This is a genomic window from Ruegeria sp. THAF33 (assembly GCF_009363615.1).
GTDB lineage: Bacteria > Pseudomonadota > Alphaproteobacteria > Rhodobacterales > Rhodobacteraceae > Ruegeria.
On sequence record NZ_CP045384.1, the window covers coordinates 2,059,177 to 2,081,623 of the forward strand.

The following is a 22,447-nucleotide window of genomic DNA, read 5'->3' on the forward strand; positions in this document are numbered from 1 at the left end:
CTAGAAATGCGCTTTGGGCTGGTCCGGCTTACCTGCCGCCAGCCCAAGCACCCCCGCAACCCCGGCAAACGCGATCGGGAACATGGTGAACACACCAAATCCGAAGGCGTAGTACATCGCCGCCGCTGAAATCAGCAGCAGGATTCCTGCAACAAGGGCGCGCGCGGGCGCCATCGCGCCCCCGGCAATGGCCAACAAAGGTGCAATGATCGAAACAGCCTGAATCAGGTCAGGGTTGTCCACCTGCCTCAGAACGCCGTCTATCTCGCCGACGTGATCGATGACGACCACCTTCGCATACCCGAAAAACCCGACGATCATCCCGATCAGCCCGGCAATAACGCCCAAGATCATGGCGGCATTACGCATTTAACGTCCTCACTGTTGCTTGCAGGCACATAAGCATTCCTTAAGAAATACCAAGCTGCGTGCGTGTTTCCGCAGTCCAGCCGAGAAACAGCTCTCCGCCTTTCTCGATCAACGGGCGCTTCATCAGGGTGGGATGCTGTTTCAAAAGCTCCAAAGGTGCTTTCGCGCGCTGGTTGTCATCCAATCCGCGCCATGTCGCTGACCTGGTGTTGAGCAAAGCGTCGCCGAAGTCAGCAAGAGCCTGCGACAGCACAGCATCCGGCACGCCGTCGCTGCGGACATCCACGAACTCTGCGTCTGGCAATGTTTTCAATGCTTTGCGACAGGTGTCACAGGTTTTCAATCCATAAAGGCGCATGTTTTTACTGCTCCTGCATTTGATTGCATTTTAAGCAAACTTGCCAGTTTCCGGCGGTTATTCTTGATTTTTTACTTCACCGTGCAATGTTGAAAAAGGCGAAACACACGAAACGGACTGTTCAGAAAGTGCCAAACAGTCTTTTTTTGTGGTGACGCTGACCACAGCCCCCACCAATTTGTGGGACAATGCGCAAGTAGAAGGAGACACGGGACATGCCAACCGGCACCGTGAAATGGTTCAACACCACTAAAGGTTATGGTTTTATTGCCCCTGATGAAGGGGGCAAAGATGTGTTTGTACATATCTCGGCCGTAGAACGGTCCGGCCTCACCGGACTCGCAGACAATCAGAAAGTCTCGTACGAGTTGCAGGACGGACGCGACGGCCGACAAATGGCTGCGGAATTGAAGCCGTTGTAACGACATCCCCGCTGATCGCGGGACGGATCCATTAAGGATGGCGGCCAATTTCCGGCCGTCAACCACCCCCTACCGGGCCTGTTCCATTACCCGCGCGCGGATTGTTCATTTGTGCGGCGTCGATGGTGTATATCCGTTGCAGTGGTGTCGGATACCCCGGGTTCCTGCGAACAGATCCCAGCCCCGCCCGCAAACCGGATTTCCCAGGCTTCATTGTGTGCTCGGGGCGACGCTGGCACGTTGCGACGCCCTTCGTTCCGGTTTCAGGTCATCGTGCATGCGTCGCAAAAGCCCACACACTGCTTAGGCGATGGGCCGCTTGGCACGACAATCCAAAGAAATTAGCGCCCGGCAATTCGAATACTATTTGCGAATGATCTCTTCGAATTCGCGCCACTCCCGAGCCGTCATGCCCGAGCTTTCCTGCGTGACGTCCTCACCCGCCAGCATGCGGCGCAGGCTTTCAACCATCTGAGCCGACAGGTTGACGGCCCCAAGACGGTAGTCCTCGAATGCTTTATAGGCAAAGGGCACCCAGTCGGCGACGATCTTGCACATCGTATCAGCGTAGACGCGGATTTCATATTGAGCATGAGGGTCAGCGCGCAGTCGCAGAAAATGGAACAGGTTGTGCAGGTCGACCTTCCAATACCACTGCGTATAGATGTTTGCGGGCAGGTTCATCCGCGCCAATTCTCGTGCCAGCCCCTGCTGCCCGTCCTGGCTGATCATCGACTCGTAATTGTCATAGCACCGGGCGCTGTCGGCCTTGAGGATGTCCAGAACACGCGCGGCCTCTTCACCTTCCAGAGCAGAGCCACGGCCCTGATTGTTCACCTCTGATTGGGCGGCCACATGTTCGGGTGCGGGAATATAGAATTCACGATCCAGAATTGAATATCGCGCCGAATACTCATTTACATTGGCCGTACGGTGCCGAATCCACTGCCGCGCCACGAAGACCGGCAGCTTCACATGCAGTTTGACCTCGCACATTTCGAAAGGGGTCGAATGCCAGTGCCGCATAAGGTACCGGATCAGACCTTCGTCGTTTTGAACCGATTTGGTTCCCTTGCCATAAGACACACGCGCGGCCTGACAGATGGCCGCATCATCGCCCATATAATCAATCACGCGGACAAAGCCGTGATCCAGAACCTGATGCGCGGTGTAAAGGTGATCTTCCATTCCCGCTGAAACGACGCGACGAGTGGGATGCGATTGGGCACGTTGCGCTTCGATCTCGGCCTGTTGGTCAGCGGACAGCGGCATCAAGTTTTCCTTTCTGGCAATGAGTCGCCCCCTACTATATCTCGCCAGATGCAACATCGAAACCGCGATATATGCCGCAACCCACGCAAAATTCAGTTCGCCAGACCCAGCGGTCTCGACACCCTAGGTCGGCGCGCTAAGCTCTTTGCAAACTGAGTCGAAAAGGATGAGCAAAATGGCGCTGAAATATCTTCACACCATGGTCCGCGTGAAGGATCTGGAAAAATCCATGGCGTTTTACAAGCTTCTGGGCCTGAAGGAAACGCGCCGCTATGACAGCGAAGCCGGGCGGTTTTCGCTGATTTTCATGGCCCCTCCGGAGCAGGAGGATGCGCCCATCGAGCTGACCTACAACTGGGACGGTGATGATGGCCTTCCCAGCGACAGCCGCCATTTCGGTCACCTCGCATACGGCGTCGACAATATCTACGAGGTTTGCCAGCACCTTCAGGACAATGGCGTCACGATCAATCGCCCTCCGCGTGACGGTCGCATGGCCTTTGTACGCTCACCCGACAATATCTCGATCGAGCTTTTGCAGAACGGCGATGCTCTGGAGCCGAAGGAACCCTGGGCCAGCATGGAAAGCGTTGGCCACTGGTGATCCGGTGGGCCATAACACTTGGGTTGGCCGTGCTGGCCAGCCCGATCAAGGCCGAGACGTGTCGTCTGGCCCTTGCACTGGCCATGGACATTTCGGTTTCGGTCGATGAGGCCGAGGACGTGCTGCAACGGCAGGGTTTGGCCGCTGCGCTGATCGCACCCGAAGTGCAGGAGGCCTTTTTTTCCTCTCCTATGCCGGTTGCTTTGGCTGTTTACGAATGGAGCGGTCGGTCCACCCAGCACGTCATTTTGAATTGGTTGCTGATAGAAGATGTTGCCGACCTGCTTTTCGCCTCCGGTCAGATAAGTGCCTCTGTGAGATCAGATTCCGGATCAGCGACCGCCATGGGCTATGCCCTGGCTTACGGGTCTACCTTGATGAACCAGGCACCCGACTGCTTGTTTCAAACGATTGACCTGTCCGGAGATGGTTCAAACAACGATGGCTATGGGCCGCAAATAGCCTATCGTCACTTCGCGTTCCAGAATGTGGTGGTCAATGGCCTCGTGATCAACGCGGCGGATTTTGAAGGCGAACTTTTTCTGATCCCGTTTTTTGAAAACAACGTCCTGCATGGTCCCGGTGCCTTTTTGGAAGTCGCTCAGGGGTTCGAAGATTTCGAACGGGCCATGCGGAAAAAGCTGAAACGGGAATTGAGCGGTTTGCAGATTGGTGCGCTTGATGAAAACCCGCAATAAGTCCGCGCCTGAGCGCTGCATTTACGGGCCTGTTCTCTGGACCAGCATTTGAACAAGGCCGCCAGGCCTGTGCATCATTGCAGGACGGGTTTGGTTCTGCGCGACGCACAGCCGCGGTCAGTAGATGTATCGGATCTGGTCGGTCCAATATCGCTCCACGCGGCGCAGCGACGTGGTGATGTCTTCGATACCTTCCAACTCCAACACGCCTCTGCTTTGCAATCCTTCGGCGTGACGCGCAAACAGGTCGGACACGATATTGCGGATTTCACTGCCTCGTGGTGTCAGACGCACGCGGACAGAGCGGCGGTCAATCTCGCATCTCTGGTGGTGCATATACCCCATCTCAACCAGTTTCTTGAGGTTGTAGCTGACATTGCTGCCCTGATAGTAGCCGCGGCTTTTCAGCTCGCCCGCCGTCACTTCGTGATCGCCGATATTGAACAGCAGCAACGCCTGAACCGCGTTGATTTCCAGCACGCCGACGCGCTCGAATTCATCCTTGATGACATCCAGCAGCAACCGGTGCAGCCGCTCCACCAGGGCCAGCGCCTCAAGATAGCTGGTCATGAACCCCTTGGCTTCCAGCCCGGAGACCTGCATTTCCATACTCATCCGACCCTCCGATTCAGTCGTGCTGTTTGAGACACGATGACCTGAAAGTCCGAAAAATCGGTTAAGCCGGTTTTTTTCTTATTTCTGAAAGGTCTGCGCGATGTTTGAAATCAAACTGGCAAACTGCTCCGGCGGCTGCACCTGACCTGTGACCCATTGATAAAGGTCCTGATCGTTTTCGTGCAGCAGCGCGTCAAAGACATCCAGCCCGGCCGCATCCATATCTGCCAGGTTGCGATCGGCATAAGCGGACAGGATGATGTCCATCTCTTTGATCCCGCGCCGCATGGATCGCATTTTCATTCGCTTGATGCGTACGTCCCGGGGTTCACTCAATTCTTCTGCTCCAGCATCAGACGCATTTTCTTTTCCAGACGCGCCGCACGTTCAGCGCAAACCCGCATCTCTCCTCGGATGGCGCGCAGTTCAGCCACCGCGGTCGACAGTTCCATTCCACCTTCGCCCTCTTCCACCGGGGCATCCATCCCTTCGCCCTCACCGGTCAGCAGCCACATGATCGAGACATTGACCAGCCCCGCCATCATCGACAACCGGTTCGCACGCGGTTCGGACAGATCGTTTTCCCAATCGACAATCGTCGTCTTCTTGACGCCAAGGCGGCGCGCCAGCTCTGCCTGGGTCATTCCGGCCGCTTCGCGCGCGCCTGCCAGACGGTCCCCGAATGTCGCAGACTCAGGTCCATACCAGTCTTTTTCATCATTCATCGGGGTCTCCAATTCACATTGTCCATTCGGCTTGATCGTCATTCCGGCGCACCCTATGACAGTCGGGTTGAACATACAAACCGAGGCCATCCATGAGTTTCCTGTCTGCGACACTGTCACGCGTTAAACCATCGCCCACGATCGCCATGACAGCCAAGGCCGCCGAGTTGAAAGCCGCCGGGCGCGACGTGATCGGCCTGAGCGCGGGTGAGCCGGATTTCGACACCCCGCAAAACATCAAGGACGCCGCCGTTGCAGCGATTGCAGCCGGAAAAACCAAGTACACCGCACCGGACGGCATTCCGGAACTGAAGCAGGCGGTTTGCGCCAAGATGAAGCGCGATCACGGGCTGGACTACACGCCCGCGCAGATCTCGGTTGGAACGGGCGGAAAGCAGACGCTGTACAACGCCTTGATGGCAACAATGAATGACGGTGACGAGGTGATCATCCCCGCGCCATATTGGGTAAGCTACCCCGATATGGTTTTGCTGGCAGGTGGAACGCCGGTTGTTGTTGAAACGACGCTGGCCAACAGCTTCAAGCTGACGGCAGAACAACTGGAAGCCGCCATCACCCCAAGGACAAAGTGGTTCATCTTCAACTCGCCCTCGAACCCGACAGGCGCAGGGTACAGCCGGGATGAGCTCAGGGCCCTCACCGATGTTCTGATGCGCCATCCGCATGTCTGGATCCTGTCGGACGACATGTATGAACACCTGGCCTATGACGGGTTTGAATTCTGCACGCCTGCCGAGGTGGAGCCCGGCCTGTATGACAGGACGCTCACCTGCAACGGTGTTTCGAAAGCCTACGCCATGACCGGCTGGCGCATCGGTTATGCGGCCGGTCCGGTCGAACTCATCTCGGCGATGCGCAAGATCCAGTCGCAATCCACCTCGAACCCCTGCTCGATCAGCCAGTGGGCGGCGGTGGAAGCGCTGAACGGAACACAGGATTTTCTGGCTCCGAACAATGAAACGTTCAAACGCCGCCGTGATCTGGTGGTGCGCATGTTGGACGAGATTGACGGCATAACCTGCCCGACACCCGAGGGCGCGTTTTATGTCTACCCCTCGATCGCCGGGCTGATTGGCAAAACGACACCCGCCGGAACCGTCATCGAAAACGATGAAGCCTTTGCCACGGCCCTGCTGGAAGAGGCGGATGTCGCCGTCGTGTTCGGCGCGGCCTTCGGCCTGTCACCCAACTTCCGGGTCAGCTATGCGACGTCCGATGCAGCCCTGACCGAAGCCTGCGCTCGCATACAGCGCTTTTGTGCGTCTCTGAGGTAAACATGTCTGCCGACCTGCCCGAATATTATTTTCGCATCCGTGAAAACGGGGCCGCGGTGTTTCGGATCGATACGGAAAACCGCCAGCGCCGGATCGAGATGGACCAGATCGCCGTCATCAACATCCGCAACGGTGAGGTCAAGCCGCACGGCCAACGGGTTTTGTCCGAACGGGATCAGGCAGAGATCGCCCAATGGATGGACGAGCGCCGGGCCGTACTGGCCCAGCGCGACATCGACGACATTCACCGCGCTGTCGACTATCTGAATCTGACAACGCAATGGGCGCAGTCCAAGGCAAGCGACGAACAGCTTGAGGATGTAACCGACAGGTTGCTGATGGCGATGCACGATCTGCGCACGGTTCTGGTTCGGAAAAAGGCCTACCGGTTGAGCAAAGACTAGGCAGGTTCTGCCGGCGCCTGCATCTGCCGCACCGAATGCATCCAGAACCGGGCCATCAGCAGCACCGCCGCGAAAGCCAGGCCAAGCACCAGCCCCAGCCAGACACCGATGCCATCCATCTGACGGACGAAGCCGAAATAGTAGGACGCCGGAATTCCCACCACCCAATAGCTGAGCGCCGCCATAACCATCGGTATCTTGGCATCCTGCAAACCACGCAGCAGTCCCAGCGCAATCACCTGCGCCCCGTCGACCAGTTGGAACAGGGCAGCCATGGCCAGCAATCCTGTCCCGATTGCCAGAATTTGTCCGCGCTGCGGATCATCGGCCTCCATGAACAGGGAAATCAGCGGCTCGGCATATGTCAGGAACAGGATGACGGTCACGACGGACATGACCAGCGACATGCCCGTCACGGCAATCGCACCTTTTTCCAGATGCGCTTTGTCCCGGCGGCCCAACGCGTTGCCGGCCCGGATGGTGGCCGCATTTGACAGCCCCAGGTGCACCATGAATGTGGCCGACGCCAGATTCAGGGCGATCCCGTGCGCGGCCAGCGGGACCTGACCCAGCCAGCCCATCATCACGGCGGATGTTGCAAACAGCGACACCTCGGCCAGGGTGGTCAGGCCAATGGGCACGCCCAGTTTCCAAACGCTGATGAACATTTCCCAATCCGGACGCCAGAAGCGTTGGAAGAGGCTGTGTTCCGGCAAGGTCCGGACCACATAGACGACAACCGCGACCAGTGAAACGACCTGCGTCGCAATCGAAGCGATCGCAGCGCCCATCACGCCCAGTTCCGGCGCGCCCCAGTTGCCAAAAATCAGCGCATAGTTGGTAAGCCCGTTCACAACCGCCGCCGTAACCGTGATCCACAGCACGATCTGAGTTCGCTCCAGAGCCGCAAGGTAGGACTTCAACACCATCACGATGAGCGCCGGAAACAACCCCCAACCGGCAATGCGCAAATATTCCGACGCGGTTTCAGCGATATGCGGCTCTTGTTTCATGGCGATCAGGATCGGATAGGACCACCACAACAACGGCATGACCACCGCAGCGTATAGCAGTGACAACCACAGCCCCATGCGGGTCGAGCGGCGAATGCTGGTTTCGTCCCCTTCTGCCGCGGCGGTGGCAACCATCGGCATGACGGCCCAGCCAAACCCCGCACCAAACAAAAACAGAACGAAATAATAGCTGCTGGCCAGGGTAACCGCCGCCAGCGCCTCGACCCCGTACCAGCCCAGCATGATCGTGTCGGTCAGGCCGATGGCAAACTGCGCCAGATGGCCACCGATCAACGGCAGGCCAAGCACGGCAATTGCCCGAAAGTGGGCCGGATATGTCATCACTTTTGTCATTGCCCCAGCCATATGCGCGGGCTTGGCGCGAGACAAGAGATGATCGCTAAAATGTCAACATGATACTTCGGTGCTCGCTTGCGCAGTCCAGGCGGGCACCGGCGTGATTAACGAGCGTCCGGATGCAGTGCTGTACCCAGAATATGCTCGGAGCGGTGAATCACGTGATGCGCCTGCCCCACGATCAACGGATCGGGCTCACCCACAATGTCGTGATCCTTGCCCGGATAGTCCAGCGTCGACAGGAAATGGCGCATACAATTCAGCCGCGCGCGTTTCTTGTCATTCGACTTGATGATCGTCCACGGTGCGTCCGCGGTATCGGTGTAAAAGAACATGGCCTCTTTAGCTTCGGTATAATCGTCCCACTTGCTGAGGCTGGCCTTGTCAATCGGTGACAATTTCCACTGTTTCAGAGGATCCGTCTCGCGACTTTTGAAACGACGCTGCTGTTCTTCCTGCGTGACCGAGAACCAGTATTTGTAAAGCTGGATGCCCGAACGTACCAGCATCCGCTCCAACTCTGGCGTCTGCCGCATGAATTCCAGATATTCATTGGGAGAGCAGAAGCCCATCACCCGCTCGACACCGGCGCGGTTGTACCAGGACCGGTCGTAGAACACCATTTCGCCAACTGTTGGCAGTTCCTGAATATAGCGCTGGTAATACCACTGCCCCTTTTCTTCCCAAGTGGGTTTATTCAAGGCCACGACTCGGGCCTGACGCGGATTGAGGTGCTCCATGAAGCGCTTTATCGTACCGCCCTTGCCGGCAGCATCGCGCCCTTCGAACAGCAGAACGAAACGCTGCCCGGTTTCCTGCGCCCACAACTGAACCTTCAGCAACTCTGCCTGAAGCTTGGCCTTCTGTTCTTCGTACACCGACCGCGCCATCTTGCGGCCATAGGGGTACTTGCCGCTTTCAAACGCCTGCCGGATCTTTTCAGGGCTGGGCTCTGCGACGTCTGCAACCGGCGTCGGCCCGGTCTTGACCTGAGTTGAATTTGTTTCGACCCGAGCAATGGCTTCCATGAAATCTTTCCTTTTCTGTTGTCCCGGAAAGGAGCTAGCAGAAAGGCCAAGGATGCGCTTTGATTGGGGTCAAATTGATGCCTCAAAAACCCATGAATTCCGCACTGGATGCAAGGTTCCGATACAAACGCCGTTTTTCAAGCTGTGCCCGAGCGGCCATTGCCTGAATCCTCAATAGGATCGTCTAATCGACCTCGGCCAACATGGCCAAGGCTGGCGCCCGTTTGGCGCACCGGATCGCTGATCCCCTTGTTTCACGCTTCATCTATGCCCCCAATCGTCAGGGTTGTCAGAGTTGTTGGGCGACAGACCCAATTCGTCGCCTTCCGTCGAACATCCCAGCCCCAGAACCGTGCGGTTCGCATAAGAGAAGTAAGAACAGACCTGATTGATCTCGAGGATTTCTCCATCATCCCACCCTGCCGTGCGCAGCGCCGTCACATCCGCTTCGACCAGATCGCCCGGATCCTCGGTCAGCTTGCGCGCATAGGCCATGGCCGCCACCTGCGCTGCATCCAATGGCGCGGCGGCCGGATCGCGGGCTTCGATCGCCGCCCGGATCGCGTTTCCCCGTTCTTCGTTGGCCAGCAACCGCTGCAACCCTGCGAAATGGTGTTCGACGCAATACCCGCATCGGTTCAGAGAGCTGACCCACACGCCCTGCACCTCGAGAAACCATTTCGGTATCTTGTTGCCCGAGTGATGCAGCACCGCCTTGTAGATCGCCATGTGCCCTTCCATCGAATGCGGACGCAACGAATGCGCCATCATGATATTGTCCACATTGTTGCCCGGGCCCGTGACGCGGTCATAGAGTTTCTTCAGCCTGCCTGTGGCCTGCTCGAATGGGATGGTTCTGATCCAGCTCATTTGGCTTCCTGTTGACGTGATTGCCTGTCCTTCAGAGACTAGAAGCGCTTTGAGCCCGAGGCGAGACGAATTCGACACCCCGTTAGAAAGAACCCGGACCAGCACAAACCGCAATTCGAACGTCGGCCCGGTTTCCCCAAGCACCAACACGGCATGTCCAATTTAAGCCCTGCGAGCATCCGCCCTAAACCATCAGCCGTTCGGCACCCCGGTCAGATTGGGCTAGACACCCTCGATCTCCATGGTGCGGAACTCATTCTTCAGCCAATTGTGCCGGGCACACATCGGTCTTGTGAAATGCTGACGTATCAATTTGCTCATGGCCTTCTGGATCAGCACCGACGTCGTTGCTGGGTATACTTCAGTTGTAAACAGCGACACTGTGCGAACGAAGTTGCTACCGGGAAATGGCATAGCCTTTACGCTGTTGTGAAACCTCTGCGTTCGGTGGAAACACGCGGCGGTCGTGATTGCCCACCCGCTGCCCTGCGCAACCAAGCCGATGATGGATTGATTACACTCCAGCTCAAACCGGTTGGGCAGGCTGTATTTGCTCCGGGCCAACTGCGTTTCAATCTGCTTGCCGATCACATAGTCACGCGAATACCTCAACAATGGCAGGTCGGCATCCGGGTTGAACAGCTCGTCCGGGGACCCTTCGAACTTGTTGGGAACCACGACGATGAAGGGATCTCTCATCAACGGGTATTCGATCAGCCCCTCGGTACGGCCCAGCGGTCGTGTGGCGACGCCCACGTCAAGCTTGTGTTCCTGAAGTTTGGCAAGAATTTCGTGGCTCGGGCGCGTGAAATGGCGGAAATTGCACCGCGGCAGAGCCTGCGCCAGAAAACGAACAAGGTCGGGCGCGATCTGGTTGTCGAAATCATCGATCAAAGCCAGCCGCAGATCAGTCGCATGCTGCCAGTTTCCCGTTCGTATCTCGGCCTCACCGCGTTTCAACACAGTCAGACCCTCACGCACATAGCGGGCAAACACCTCGCCCGCCGGCGTCAGGCCCATCGGGCGGCGCCCATGGTCGACCAATTCAATTCCCAACGCGCGTTCGAGGCTGCGCAGGTGGTTCGAAACCGTGCTGATCGACAAGTCTGTTTCTGATGCGACTTGCTGAATCGATCCGGATTTGGCGATCAACTGAAACACTTCCAGCCATCGAAGACTCAGAGATTTGGACACGGCAACCGACCATTGTTTCGATTTGTTCGAAACTAGTGAAGCAAAGTTTTGCCCATGCGGCAATGAAGAAGTTGATCGAAACGGTCGATTCTAGGCTTTCATCCGCACAAAATCCGGGTCGTACGGGCTTGGGCTGATAACCGTCGCACCAATCCGTTTCCCGCAGCTATCCAATTCCATTTCGCGGCCAACCTCTGCCAGAGACGGATGAACGAAGGCATGCGCCAGGTTCATTTCCGTGCGATGCCCCCATTCGCCCGACGTGACAGTACCAACGACAGAATCATCCTGCATCAGAGAAGCCCCAGGATGCGCCGGACCGAGAGTTGACTCAATGCGTAGAGGGACCAGCTTGCGCCGTGGTCCTTCTGACTTTCGTTTCAACAAGGCATCACGCCCCACGAATGCGCCCTTGTCCAACCGGACGAACCGATCCAGACCGGTTTCAAAGGGATCAAATTCCGTGATCAGATCGGCTTTCCAATGCAAAAAACTCTTCTCCATGCGCATGGACTCGACAGCCCTGGCACCGAACAGTTTCAGCCCGTGCGTTTCGCCCGCCTCGCGCAAGGCAAGATAGGCCGCATAGAGCGAGGCGTTGGGAACATGGATTTCATAGGCCAACTCGCCCGAGAAACTGAGGTTCATAACCGTTGCAGAAGCAATACCAACAAAGCACTCGCGCACACTGAGCCAAGGGAACGCATCTGCCGACCAATCTCCTCTGGCGCAGGCTGACAAGACAGAACGCGACTTCGGGCCGGCCAGAACCAGAATGGTCTGATCGTTCGTCAGGCTGCGCAACTGAACGTCTTCATTGCTGCGCAGATGCTGCCGCAACCAATCCATGTCGTGAAATTCGCTCGCTGCGGCAGAGCCATACCAAACGCGGGCCGGTCCCCGGTCGCTGGCGGGCAGATTAGCAATCGTCGCTTCTGCCTTGATCATACCGTGGTCGTTCAACAGGTATCCCAACCCGACACGCCCGTCACGCCGAGAGACCAATCCACAAAACAACCGGTCCAGAAATGCGTGCCTGTCGGATCCTGTGATCTCGATGCGGTTGAACCCGTTGACCTCTGCAAGCCCGACGCCGGTTCGAATACTTTCGACTTCGGCAGCTACCAAGTCGAAGGTTTCGTCAAAATCGAAACCAAGCGTCGGCGAAAATCCGGGATCGGGTTTGATATAGTCCACCCTCTCCCACCCGTTGACCACAGTGAACTCGGCCCCTTCGGATGCCAGAACAGGCGTCAGAGGGGTCGTCTTGGCGGGTCGGCCCGCAGGGCGATGTTCATGCGGAAAGTGGAACCTGAATTCGTTCTGGTAATCTTCAATCGCCTTTAGTGCCGTGAGTTCCACATTTGCATGTCCGGCGAACCTTCGGGGATCGAGGCACCACGTGTCATAGCATGCCTCGCCATGCACGATCTGCTGTGCCAGCAACCATCCGTGACCGCCACCTTCACCCAGCCCGGCCCGCAGGCCAATGATACAAAACGCGTTGCGTTTTCCCGGGATCGGACCGACCAGAGGCGCCCCGTCAATTGTGTAGGTGATTGGCCCGTTGACCACGGTGTGAATACCAACCTCCATCAAGGCAGGCATGCGCGCGAAGGCCCCTTCCAGCACATCGGTCACACGGTCCAGATCATCCGGGCACAAAGCGTTCACGAAGTTCGGATCGATCCCGTCCATACCCCAGGTCTTACATCCCTGCTCGTAGAACCCGAGTAGCAGCCCGTTCTTTTCGTGTCGGCAATAATAGTCGCTGATCGGGCAGCGCAGCAGCGGCATCCGGTGTCCGGCATCCCGGATGGCCTCGATTTCTTCGGTCAGGAAATACTGATGTTCCATGGACGACACGGGATGATGAACACCCATCATGGCGCCGACTTCGTTGACCCTGTAGCCGCAGGCGTTGACGACGACATCACAGTCGATATCCCCGTGCTCGGTATGCACGGTCCAGGTGTCATCGTTGTGCTGTGTCAGCGCGGTCACCGGCGTATTTCGATACACCTCGGCGCCCGCCTTGCGTGCCCGGCGCGCAAGGGCCTGGCACAATTGCGCCGGATCGATGTCTCCGTCCAGCGGATCCCAAAGCCCACCGATGAGATTGTCGGTCGAAATCAACGGGTGTCTCCGGGCACATTCATCCGCGTCTATCACCTCGAAATGCACGTCCATCCCCCGCGCCATGGACGCAAAGTGACGATAGCCCTGCATCTGCCCTTCGGTGTTCGCCAGACGGATGCCACCGTCTGCGTGGTGATAATTGATAGGGTAATCCGGATCGTCGGCCAGTTCCTTGTACAGACGGATCGAATGAGATTTCAGGCCGACCATCGTCTGGTTCATGCCGAAATTGGTGACCTGCGCCGCCGAATGCCATGTCGTGCCCGAGGTCAGTTCATTCCGTTCGACCAAAACCACATCGGTCCACCCTTCCCGGGTCAGGTGGTAGAGCGTCGAACATCCGGCGATCCCGCCCCCTATCACAACGGCTCTGGTACGCGACTTCATGGCATTGCTCCTTCAACTTCGGCACCAGTCTTGCTGAATAACGGGATGGGCAGACAACAGGGCAGATGCGGGTGCCGGAAAATCGAAACCGCGATTTCGGATTCTGAAAACGGCACTTCTTCTTTGATACCGGGACAACTTGGGTCCTACGGTGCAGGAAATCGCAAGGTGACGAAAACACATGCCATCCGACATCATCAAACGAAGCGGACGCAAAGCACGGCATGCACAGCGTGCGGCCAAACCCGTCATTGATCCTTGCCCGCCCGGTCAGAAAGGCGGGGCATTCAAGCCCTTGAGCCTATCGGAAATCGAGAAAATCTATGACACGGCGCTGCGTTTGCTGGAAGAGCTGGGGATGGGAGACGTGCCGGACAGGCTGGCCTTCGACCTCAGGGCGGCGGGTGCTCAGGATAGGGAACAGAACCGGCTGGTTTTTCCCCGTTCAATGGTCGAACAGGCCATCGCCTCGGCCGCGAAGAGCTTTACCTTTCATGGCCGGGATGAAAAACGATCCATCGAAGTTGGTGGCGACCGCGTGTATTTTGGCACCGGCGGTGCTGCGGTTCAGACCCTTGATATCAACAGTGGGCTTTATCGCCCCTCCACCCTGGCCGATCTGCATGATTTCACCCGGCTACAGGACACGCTGGCCAACGTCAGTTGGTTCACCCGGTGCTGCGTGGCAACCGACGTCCCGGATGTGTTCGATCTGGACGTGAACACCGTTTATGCTTTAGTACGCAACACAACCAAGCCAATGGCAACGTCTTTCACGTTGGCGGAACATGTCGGCCCGATCGTCGAGATGCTGGACATCGTCGCCGGAGGGGTCGGGGAATTCGCCAAACGCCCCTTCCTGAAAGCGCATATAAGTCCGATCATTTCGCCAATGCGATACGGCGAGGATGCCGTGGATGTGGTTTATGAATGCATCTCCCATAACATACCGATGTCCTGCATCACGGCCGCGCAGGCGGGCGCAACCGCCCCGGCAACTCTGGCCGGATTTCTGGCGCAGTCACTGGCCGAAACGCTGGCCAGTCTCGTGATGGTCAATGCGATCAAACCCGGCTTTCCGATGGTCTTTTCCAACTGGCCTTTCATCGTGGATCTCAGGACCGGCTCTTTCGCAGGGGGCAGCGGCGAGACCGCAATCCTGAATGCGGCGTCGGCGCAAATCACGAACTGGCTGGGTTTGCCGTCGGGTGTGGCCGCCTCGATGGCCGATGCCAAGGCCATCGACGCCCAGCATGGGGCTGAAAAAGGCATCACTTCGCTGGCGGCGGCGCTGGCAGGAGGCAATCTGATCTATGAAAGCTCGGGGATGACGGCATCTCTGCTCGGGGTCAGCTTCGAGGCCTTCGTTCTGGACAACGAAATGCACTCGCACACCTATCGTGTCTTGCGCGGGATCGAGGTCACCGAAGCGAATCTTGGCTTTGACGCTATATGCCATTCGGTTCTGGGCGATGGGCATTTTCTGGGCAGCGAGCAAACCTATGAAGCCATGGAACGAGACTATTTCTATCCGAAACTCGCCGATCGTCAGGAGCCCCGCACCTGGCAAACCGATGGTGCGATGGATGCGTGGTCATCCGCACGGCGCGTCGCTCAAGAGGTGTTGAGCACGCATTACCCCAAATACCTCACCCCTGAACAAGACGCCGAAATCCGCCAGCGTTTTCATATCCTGTCTTGAAGAGCGGCGGGCATTTCCAGCCCGGTCCTGAACCGTTAGGGTCACTGAGGAAACTTGCAGAGGATGGGGCATCATGGCCGATTCATTTTTTCAACCGGTGTCCGCCATGGAACTGGCCCGATTTGCCGGCATTCCCGCATTCATGCGCCTGCCCATGCTGGATCTGGCGCACGAACGGATCTCGGAGGTCGAACTGGGCATCGTCGGTATCCCTTGGGACGGCGGAACCACCAATCGCCCCGGCGCCCGGCATGGTCCGCGGCAATTAAGAGATTATTCCACCATGATCAGGGCGATGAACCCGGTTACGGGTGTGGCACCGTTTTCAATGGTGAACTGCGCAGATCTAGGAGACGTCGCCCCCAACCCCGTCGACATAGAAGACACGCTGGATCGGGTCACGCGTTTCTACACTGATCTTCGAAGCCGCAACATCACACCATTGACCGCCGGAGGAGATCACCTGACCACCCTGCCCGTCCTGCGAGCCCTGGCCGCTTCGGGTCCGGTTGGCCTGATCCAGTTCGACAGTCACACGGACTTGTTCGACACTTATTTCGGAGGTCACAAATTCACCCACGGCACCCCGTTCCGCCGCGCGGTCGAGGAAGGGTTGGTGGACCCGAAGCGTTTTGTACAAGTCGGGATTCGCGGCACGGCCTACAACACTGAAGATATCGAATGGGGCGAGGCGCAGGGCATCCGCATCATCCGCATCGAAGAGCTGTTCGACCGCGGCATCGACGATGTCATGACCGAGGTACGCGATATCGTTGGCATGCGGCCGACCTATTGCACCTATGACATCGACTTTGTTGATCCAACTTACGCCCCAGGAACCGGCACACCCGAAATCGGCGGGCCCAACAGCTTTCAGGCCCAACAGGTCATTCGCAGGATGTCCGGGCTGAACCTTGTCGGCGCCGATCTTGTCGAAGTGTCACCGCCATTCGACCCCCAAGGTGGAACGGCGTGGCTTGGCATCTCGCTGATGTTCGAGTTGCTTTGCGTTCTGGCACAGGCGATCGACGCGCGGCGCTAGGCCCGCGCGACGTTCTCGGCGATCATCGAAATCATCTCGAACATCACGGCCGCCGCCGTCAGCGCGGTGATGTTGTTGGGGCTGTCCTTGGTGGGCATCATGCAGACCACATCGCCGCCGATGATGTTCAATCCGCGCGCCGCGCGCAGGATGCCGACCGCCTCATCGATGTCAAACCCCTTCTCACCCGGTTCCAGATTGGACACGGCCGGCGCGACGGTTGGGTCCAGACAGTCCAGATCGAAGGTGATGTAAACCGGGCGGTCACCCAAAACCTCTTTGGTCTGCGCGACCACATCGGCCAACCCGCGCTGTCGGAACTCTCGCATTGTGACGATATTGTACCCGTAGTCATAAGACGGTTGCAGCCAGTCCAGGCTGCGTGGATGCCCCCGCAGACCGATCTGCATCGACCGGGTTGGATCCACCTGCCCCTGATCGGCCAGATAGGCCCCCCAGTGAGCCGCTGATTTCTTGGCACCAAGAAAGTGATCAACCTTGGTGAAGACATCCGTATGCGCGTCCAGATGCAGAAAGCTGACCGGCTGCCCGCCTGCAAGCTTGCCGCCACCCAGGGCCTGAACAATGCCACCGGTGATGGAATGGTCACCTCCGACGGAAACGGGGCGCGCTCCGGCCGCGTCTATGGTCTTATAGAATTCAGTGATGCGTTCGATGCAGTCTTCGTTGTCGTTGGCCTTTGGAAAAGGCACATCACCAACATCGGCGATCCGCGCACTCTGCCAAGGATCAATTTCAAAGACCGAATGCACCCTGCGTTGTACGGCCGAGACATGCCGCAACGCGCGTGGTCCCAGGTGCTGGTCCCTTTCGGTCGTGCCGTTGCCCGTCGAATGCGGCACGCCCGCCAGTGCGATATCCTGCCCTTCGGGCCCGACATTGGGACACCGGAACAGTGTGGGCACGCCCCACCAATACAGGTTGTCCATCATCGATTGTTCATACGGGTCGGTCATGATTTCCTCGGATCAAAGAAAAGCGCCCCCGATCAGAACCGGGGGCGTTTGCGTTCAGAGTTTTTCGTCTTCTCGTCGGAACGCGCCCTGCACGATCCGGTCCATGACCATGGCAAGGAACAGGATCGCAAAGCCCCCCAGCAGGCCCGGCCCCTTGGCCGCGTATTGCAGCGCCTCGAGGATTTCCTTGCCCAAACCGCCCCCGCCGATCAGTGAGATGATCACGACCATGGACAGGCACATCAGGATCGTCTGGTTCACACCGGTCATGATCGATGGCAGCGCCAGCGGGATTTCAACATCCTTCAACAATTGCCATTTCGACGCGCCAAAGGCGACGGCAGCTTCTTTGATGCTTTCAGGCACCCCCCGCATTCCCAGTGCCGTCAGGCGGATCACCGGCGGCATGCCAAAGATGATGGTGGCCAGAATCCCCGGCGGGTTGCCGGTGCCGAAGAAGGCGATGATCGGGATCAGGTAGACGAAGGCGGGAAGCGTCTGCATCAGGTCCAGAACCGGTTCCGCCGCGCGATAAGCGCGCTGCGACTTTCCGAACCAGATACCCAGCGGAATGCCGAAGACGACGCACAGCAACACCGCCGCACCGACCAGAGCAACCGTTTCCATCGCCACGTCCCAATACCCCAGCAACGCGATATAGGCCAGGGAAGACGCGGTGAAGATGGCAACCCTTGGTCCCGCCGCACGCCAGGCCGTCACACAGATGACCAGCATGACCACCGGCCAGGGCGACCCGATCAGTGCAATTGTCAGCGCATCAAGCACCGAACGCACGCCCGCCACGATCCCGTCAAAGATATCGCCGCCCGCCGCAGCGGCCGCATCAATCCTGGCCTCCATCCAGTTTGCCAGGCTCGAGAACAGCGTGCCGTTGCCTTCCCCAAGAAACATCGCAGACACTTGCTGTTCCGGGAACGCGTCCAACAATGGAAGAGATGCGTTCACTGTGAACTTGTACACAATCAATGGTCCGATTGCCGCAACAAGGATCGCGCCCATGACGATGTTACGGGTCGAACGCCCACTTTCAGTGCTGTCGGGATCGATGCGCCAGTTCGAATACTGTTTTTCGTAGACGCGGTCGGCATAGAACCCTTGAACCAACTTGAACACCAGCAACATCAACAACCCGGTAATCAGGATTCCTGCCGCCTCAGACTGCGCAGCGGCAGCCCTTTCCAGACTTGTGGCCGCTGCTTTCTGTATGTTCTCGGCCAGTTTGGTGAAACGGTCGATGTCGGCCTGTTCCGTGGCATCCGCTGCGCGCGCCAACAGTTCGGCCGCACGTTCCTGCTGACGCGCAGCGCGCTCGGCGAAATCCGCGCCGGGATTGCCCCACGCGCCCCTGCCGATCTGGACCCACGCGATGATCTCAAGGATCAGAAAGGTCCAGAACATGCCCCAAATGGCGCGTGACGCAGACCAGAATGGCCCCAGCACCGCGGCCCACTTGTTGAACGTGTTTGGAATCGCGCTGGTCGCATCATGAATCTTGTGGAACGCATTGACATAGTAGTCACCGTTCGGACCCGCGAACTCTTTGATGGAAAGGTCCAAGGCCTCGCGATCGACCTCGATATCAGAGGCGGCGGTTACTTTCATCTCTGTTGCAGCATCAGTCATTTTTGCCCCCCTGGATACCGCGCAACAGGCGCGGCTTGGTCACGACACCCACATCGATACCCGCATCCGTGATGACGACCGGCAGATCAGAATTCACGGCCAGGTCGATCAATTGATCCAGATCCGCGCCCTCGTCGGCTCGGGGCGCACCGTCAAGTGGCCCTGAGTAACTGTCCACCGGCTCCATGATGGAATGCGCCTTGACCAGTTTGAGTTTTGAGATGCCCTGAACGAATTCGCGCACGTAATCGTCGGACGGGTTCATGACGATGTCTTCGGGGGTTCCGATCTGTACGATGACGCCATCCTTCATGATCGCAATCCGGTGGCCGATCCGAATGGCTTCGTCCAGATCGTGGGTGATGAACAGAGTGGTTTTTTTGAGCTGCGCCACAAGTGCTTTGAACTGGTCCTGCAACTGCAGGCGGATCAGCGGATCCAGGGCAGAAAATGGTTCATCCATCAACAGGATTTCCGGGTCCGAGGCCAGCGCCCGCGCGATCCCCACGCGTTGCTGCATCCCGCCCGAAAGCTCTTTGGGCAGGCGGTCCTCGTAACCTGTCAGATTCACCAGGCTCAGCGCGTGATCCGAGACGGCCCAGCGCTTAGACTTGGACACCTTTCGGATCTCCAACGGATAGGCCACATTATCGCGTACGGAACGATGCGGCATCAGCGCCATGTGCTGAAAGACCATCCCGATTTGCTGGGCGCGAATGCGGCGCAACTCGGATTCCGACAGTTTCGAAACGTCGTGACCCAGAATCTCGATCCGACCCGCCGTGGGTTCGATCAATCGATTCACATGTCGCACCAATGTGGACTTGCCCGAGCCGGACAGCCCCATGATACAGAAAATCTCACCCCTCGGCACTTCGAACGTGGCGCCCTGAACGCCGACAACACAGTTGAACCGCTCCAGAACCTCCGGCTTGCCTATGCCTTCGTTTCTGACCGCTTCCATTGCCTCTTCCGCACGCGAGCCGAAGATCTTCCAAACGTTTTCTAATTTTACGACAGGTTCGTCCATTTATCCCCCACAGGGCGATGCCCTGCCCGACAGAAAAAGGCCGCCGCGGTTTTGCGCGACGGCCCGAAGAGTGGTGATTTAGTTGGTCAGCCAGCCGATGACGGTGTCTTCATTCGCAGCCACCCATTCCTTGGCGAAATCCGCAGCTTCGATGTTGTCGACGGCCAGCGCCTTACCCATCGCGCTAAGATCGTCGCCTGTCATCTGGTAGTTGCTGAACAGGGCGGCCACTTCGGGATAGCTCTCTTCCAGTTCCTTGGCGTAGTGCAAGTGAAGCGTTGCTCCGTTCCAGGCCGAGGACGCCTCGGACTTGGACAACCAATCCGGATCATCCGTGGGCTGAACGATTGTCCAGGTGGCCGGATCATGAGGCGGTTCTTCCAGAACCGTCAGATCCTGTGTCACGAAGATATAGTGGGGGCTGTAGCAAAACCCGATCCACGGGTCGCCCGCTTTGGTTGCATTTGCCAGATTGGCATAGGCAATGGTTTCTTCGTATTCCGTCAGCTCGAAGATCTGGTCATAGCCATAGGACTTGGCCCGGATCTTCTCGACAACGGTCGACGCCCAACCCGGCGCACCGATCCATACCTCGGGTGTTCCGTTGCCATCAGTATCAAAGATCGCAACCTTGTCGGGGTCGCTCAGGTCATCGATCGATTTGATGTCATATTGTTCCGCGATATAGGTCGGCACGCACATGCCCTGTTCGGCCTGAACCGGGTTTTGGTTCATGACGACGGTGCCGTTTTCCTTGACATAGGTATCGTGCAGGTTCTGCTGATTGGGCATCCACACTTCCGGATGGACATGCATCGAACCGCTGTCCATCGCCTCGAAGACAATCGGGTTGGTGCCGTTTTGCAATTCCACGTCCAAGCCGAGGTTTTCTTCGATCACGACCTCAAGAATATGTGCCGTGGCGTTCACCGAGGCCCAGTTGGGCACACCGATCACGATATCCGCGGCCATGGCCGGCCCGGCAATCGCGAAAGACGCGCTTCCAAGTAGCGTTGCAATTTTTTTCATCTGATATCTCCGTGTTGGGTAGCTTCCGCGCTTGTTTTTCTCACCCTCTCGGGCGGCGGTGCGCTCAGGTTTTTGGTGTGGAAAGGTAGTGCCTTTCGGTTTTTTGGGGCCAGCCAAATCAAATGCTGACATAGCCTCGAAAGTGAAGCATGCGGATGCGTTGCCCATCAAGGGTTACGTCTTTCTACCTCATGAATGCGATATTATCGTAAGTTTGTTTTGACTTCTTGCAATTCAATGCGGTACTTCCGAAACCTCCGAAACGGAAGATATCCGCTGTTTTCATGAGCACTGAATTGCCTCGCGCGAAAACCACAGCCAGTTTTAAAACGGCTTTTGAAGCTTTCCTTTTGCAGGAAGCAATTGATATCAAGCAGATATTGCTGTACCTGATATAGCGTGTCGCGCACGCCCCGCCCTCAAAACGAGGCGTGAAACCTCTCCGTGGCGGTTGCGCCACCTAACCGTACGACCAAGCCCCCCTGACAAGAAACCGTTCAACACTCTGTGAAACGTGTCGAGTATTCTAGTTTTGCAGCTGGCGCTTACCTACCTACTAGTAGATAATATCATGCGTCGTAACCAAGGAAGAGACCTGACCCCATGGAAATCAATTCGGACTTCTCTGACCGCGTTGTCGTTCACTCAGACCAGCTGGAATGGCAGGCCTCTCCTATGAAGGGTGTGGATCGCAGGATGTTGGACCGGATCGGAGGCGAGGTCGCACGGGCCACCACTATCGTGCGTTATGCGCCGGGCAGTCATTTCTCTGCCCACACCCATACCGGCGGCGAGGAATTCATTGTCCTTGACGGTGTATTTCAGGATGAACACGGCGACTATCCGGCGGGGACCTATGTGCGCAATCCGCCAACCTCGCAACACACACCGGGGTCGGAACCGGGATGCACGATCTTCGTCAAGCTCTGGCAGTTCGACATGAACGACCGAACCCAGTTTCGCAAAAATATGGTGGATGAGCTGCGCGCACCCGCGAACGGCATCGCCAACGCAGTCCTGCATGAGGATGCGCGCGAGATAGTGACCTACTCCGATCTGGACGCAGGCGCGACGCTGCGCTCGGACGCCCCTGGCGGGATCGAGGTTCTGATCATCGACGGGTCGGTCACCGAAGGCGGGGAACAACTGGTCAAAAACGATTGGCTGCGCCTGCCTGAAGGCCACAGCCTGACGGCCGTTGCGGGGGCGGACGGGGCCAAAATCTGGATGAAGACTGGCCACCTGCCTTACGCCCAACCGCCGGCGGTGTAAC

At 57.7% G+C, this 22,447-nt stretch carries 23 protein-coding genes; 8 read left to right on the top strand and 15 right to left on the bottom strand.

Annotation, left to right across the window (positions count from 1 at the left end; genetic code table 11):
- Positions 1 to 369, bottom strand: coding sequence for a hypothetical protein (locus tag FIU92_RS10300; RefSeq protein ID WP_152458486.1), 369 nt, complete (start codon positions 367 to 369; stop codon positions 1 to 3).
- Between the two features lie 40 nt (positions 370 to 409).
- Complete coding sequence (locus tag FIU92_RS10305) at positions 410 to 727, bottom strand: ArsC/Spx/MgsR family protein (RefSeq protein ID WP_152458487.1); 318 nt, start codon at positions 725 to 727, stop codon at positions 410 to 412.
- A 215-nt stretch (positions 728 to 942) separates the two neighbouring features.
- Here FIU92_RS10305 and FIU92_RS10310 point away from each other — a divergent pair, with 215 nt between their 5' ends.
- A complete protein-coding gene (locus tag FIU92_RS10310) occupies positions 943 to 1,149 on the top strand; it encodes a cold-shock protein (RefSeq protein WP_152458488.1) in 207 nt (68 codons plus the stop codon).
- 363 nt (positions 1,150 to 1,512) lie between these two features.
- On the opposite strand, the gene thyX is transcribed toward FIU92_RS10310, so the two are convergent.
- Positions 1,513 to 2,421, bottom strand: a complete 909-nt coding sequence (thyX, locus tag FIU92_RS10315) for an FAD-dependent thymidylate synthase (protein WP_152458489.1) — start codon at positions 2,419 to 2,421, stop codon at positions 1,513 to 1,515.
- A gap of 175 nt (positions 2,422 to 2,596) precedes the next feature.
- On the opposite strand from thyX, the gene FIU92_RS10320 reads away from it, so the two are divergent.
- Both FIU92_RS10320 and FIU92_RS10325 read left to right on the top strand, forming a co-directional pair.
- Positions 2,597 to 3,025: a VOC family protein gene (locus FIU92_RS10320; protein ID WP_152458490.1), complete on the top strand. Its 429-nt coding sequence runs from the start codon at positions 2,597 to 2,599 to the stop codon at positions 3,023 to 3,025.
- The gene (locus tag FIU92_RS10325; RefSeq protein WP_152458491.1) at positions 3,022 to 3,723 is read left to right on the top strand and encodes a DUF1194 domain-containing protein; all 702 of its coding nucleotides are present in this window, start codon (positions 3,022 to 3,024) and stop codon (positions 3,721 to 3,723) included. Before FIU92_RS10320 ends, FIU92_RS10325 begins: the two co-directional genes overlap by 4 nt.
- A 117-nt stretch (positions 3,724 to 3,840) precedes the next feature.
- Here FIU92_RS10325 and FIU92_RS10330 read toward each other — a convergent pair whose 3' ends face one another.
- The 3 genes from FIU92_RS10330 to FIU92_RS10340 form a co-directional block, all read right to left on the bottom strand.
- A complete protein-coding gene (locus tag FIU92_RS10330) occupies positions 3,841 to 4,338 on the bottom strand; it encodes a MarR family winged helix-turn-helix transcriptional regulator (protein WP_371419714.1) in 498 nt (165 codons plus the stop codon).
- A gap of 78 nt (positions 4,339 to 4,416) precedes the next feature.
- Positions 4,417 to 4,641 carry a succinate dehydrogenase assembly factor 2 gene (locus tag FIU92_RS10335; RefSeq protein ID WP_152459888.1) on the bottom strand — a complete coding sequence of 75 codons (225 nt, stop codon included), beginning with the start codon at positions 4,639 to 4,641 and terminating at the stop codon, positions 4,417 to 4,419.
- Between the two features lie 29 nt (positions 4,642 to 4,670).
- On the bottom strand, positions 4,671 to 5,063 hold the full coding sequence (locus FIU92_RS10340; protein WP_152458492.1) for a helix-turn-helix domain-containing protein: 393 nt from the start codon (positions 5,061 to 5,063) through the stop codon (positions 4,671 to 4,673).
- A 92-nt stretch (positions 5,064 to 5,155) separates the two neighbouring features.
- Between FIU92_RS10340 and FIU92_RS10345 the strand changes: the two genes are divergently transcribed.
- Together FIU92_RS10345 and FIU92_RS10350 are read left to right on the top strand one after the other, a co-directional pair.
- Entirely contained in the window at positions 5,156 to 6,358 is a 1,203-nt protein-coding gene (locus FIU92_RS10345; RefSeq protein ID WP_152458493.1) for a pyridoxal phosphate-dependent aminotransferase, read from the top strand.
- A 2-nt stretch (positions 6,359 to 6,360) separates the two neighbouring features.
- Positions 6,361 to 6,762, top strand: coding sequence for a hypothetical protein (locus FIU92_RS10350; RefSeq protein WP_152458494.1), 402 nt, complete (start codon positions 6,361 to 6,363; stop codon positions 6,760 to 6,762).
- Here FIU92_RS10350 and FIU92_RS10355 read toward each other — a convergent pair.
- The 5 genes from FIU92_RS10355 to FIU92_RS10375 form a co-directional block, all read right to left on the bottom strand.
- Positions 6,759 to 8,129 carry an MATE family efflux transporter gene (locus FIU92_RS10355; protein ID WP_152458495.1) on the bottom strand — a complete coding sequence of 457 codons (1,371 nt, stop codon included), beginning with the start codon at positions 8,127 to 8,129 and terminating at the stop codon, positions 6,759 to 6,761. The genes FIU92_RS10350 and FIU92_RS10355 overlap by 4 nt on opposite strands.
- Positions 8,130 to 8,236: 107 nt before the next feature.
- Positions 8,237 to 9,160: a polyphosphate kinase 2 gene (ppk2, locus tag FIU92_RS10360; RefSeq protein WP_152458496.1), complete on the bottom strand. Its 924-nt coding sequence runs from the start codon at positions 9,158 to 9,160 to the stop codon at positions 8,237 to 8,239.
- Between the two features lie 261 nt (positions 9,161 to 9,421).
- On the bottom strand, positions 9,422 to 10,030 hold the full coding sequence (locus FIU92_RS10365) for a carboxymuconolactone decarboxylase family protein (protein WP_152458497.1): 609 nt from the start codon (positions 10,028 to 10,030) through the stop codon (positions 9,422 to 9,424).
- Between the two features lie 222 nt (positions 10,031 to 10,252).
- A complete protein-coding gene (locus tag FIU92_RS10370; protein WP_152458498.1) occupies positions 10,253 to 11,224 on the bottom strand; it encodes a LysR family transcriptional regulator in 972 nt (323 codons plus the stop codon).
- 90 nt (positions 11,225 to 11,314) lie between these two features.
- Positions 11,315 to 13,750, bottom strand: coding sequence for an FAD-dependent oxidoreductase (locus FIU92_RS10375; RefSeq protein ID WP_152458499.1), 2,436 nt, complete (start codon positions 13,748 to 13,750; stop codon positions 11,315 to 11,317).
- 181 nt (positions 13,751 to 13,931) lie between these two features.
- On the opposite strand from FIU92_RS10375, the gene FIU92_RS10380 reads away from it, so the two are divergent.
- Together FIU92_RS10380 and FIU92_RS10385 are read left to right on the top strand one after the other, a co-directional pair.
- A complete protein-coding gene (locus FIU92_RS10380; protein ID WP_152458500.1) occupies positions 13,932 to 15,452 on the top strand; it encodes a trimethylamine methyltransferase family protein in 1,521 nt (506 codons plus the stop codon).
- Positions 15,453 to 15,525: 73 nt separating this feature from the next.
- Positions 15,526 to 16,494 carry an agmatinase gene (locus tag FIU92_RS10385; RefSeq protein ID WP_152458501.1) on the top strand — a complete coding sequence of 323 codons (969 nt, stop codon included), beginning with the start codon at positions 15,526 to 15,528 and terminating at the stop codon, positions 16,492 to 16,494.
- Here FIU92_RS10385 and FIU92_RS10390 read toward each other — a convergent pair.
- From FIU92_RS10390 to FIU92_RS10405, 4 genes are all read right to left on the bottom strand, one after another.
- Positions 16,491 to 17,471 (bottom strand): arginase family protein, encoded by a 981-nt coding sequence (locus FIU92_RS10390; RefSeq protein ID WP_152458502.1) that lies wholly within the window; start codon positions 17,469 to 17,471, stop codon positions 16,491 to 16,493. The two genes, FIU92_RS10385 and FIU92_RS10390, sit on opposite strands and share 4 nt — an antisense overlap.
- 54 nt (positions 17,472 to 17,525) lie before the next feature.
- Entirely contained in the window at positions 17,526 to 19,115 is a 1,590-nt protein-coding gene (locus tag FIU92_RS10395) for a proline/glycine betaine ABC transporter permease (RefSeq protein WP_152458503.1), read from the bottom strand.
- Entirely contained in the window at positions 19,108 to 20,145 is a 1,038-nt protein-coding gene (locus FIU92_RS10400; protein ID WP_152458504.1) for a glycine betaine/L-proline ABC transporter ATP-binding protein, read from the bottom strand. The genes FIU92_RS10395 and FIU92_RS10400 overlap by 8 nt, the downstream gene beginning before the upstream one ends.
- A 78-nt stretch (positions 20,146 to 20,223) precedes the next feature.
- On the bottom strand, positions 20,224 to 21,174 hold the full coding sequence (locus tag FIU92_RS10405; RefSeq protein ID WP_152458505.1) for a glycine betaine ABC transporter substrate-binding protein: 951 nt from the start codon (positions 21,172 to 21,174) through the stop codon (positions 20,224 to 20,226).
- Between the two features lie 603 nt (positions 21,175 to 21,777).
- Here FIU92_RS10405 and FIU92_RS10410 point away from each other — a divergent pair.
- Entirely contained in the window at positions 21,778 to 22,446 is a 669-nt protein-coding gene (locus FIU92_RS10410) for a cupin domain-containing protein (RefSeq protein ID WP_152458506.1), read from the top strand.
- Position 22,447: the final 1 nt, after the last annotated feature.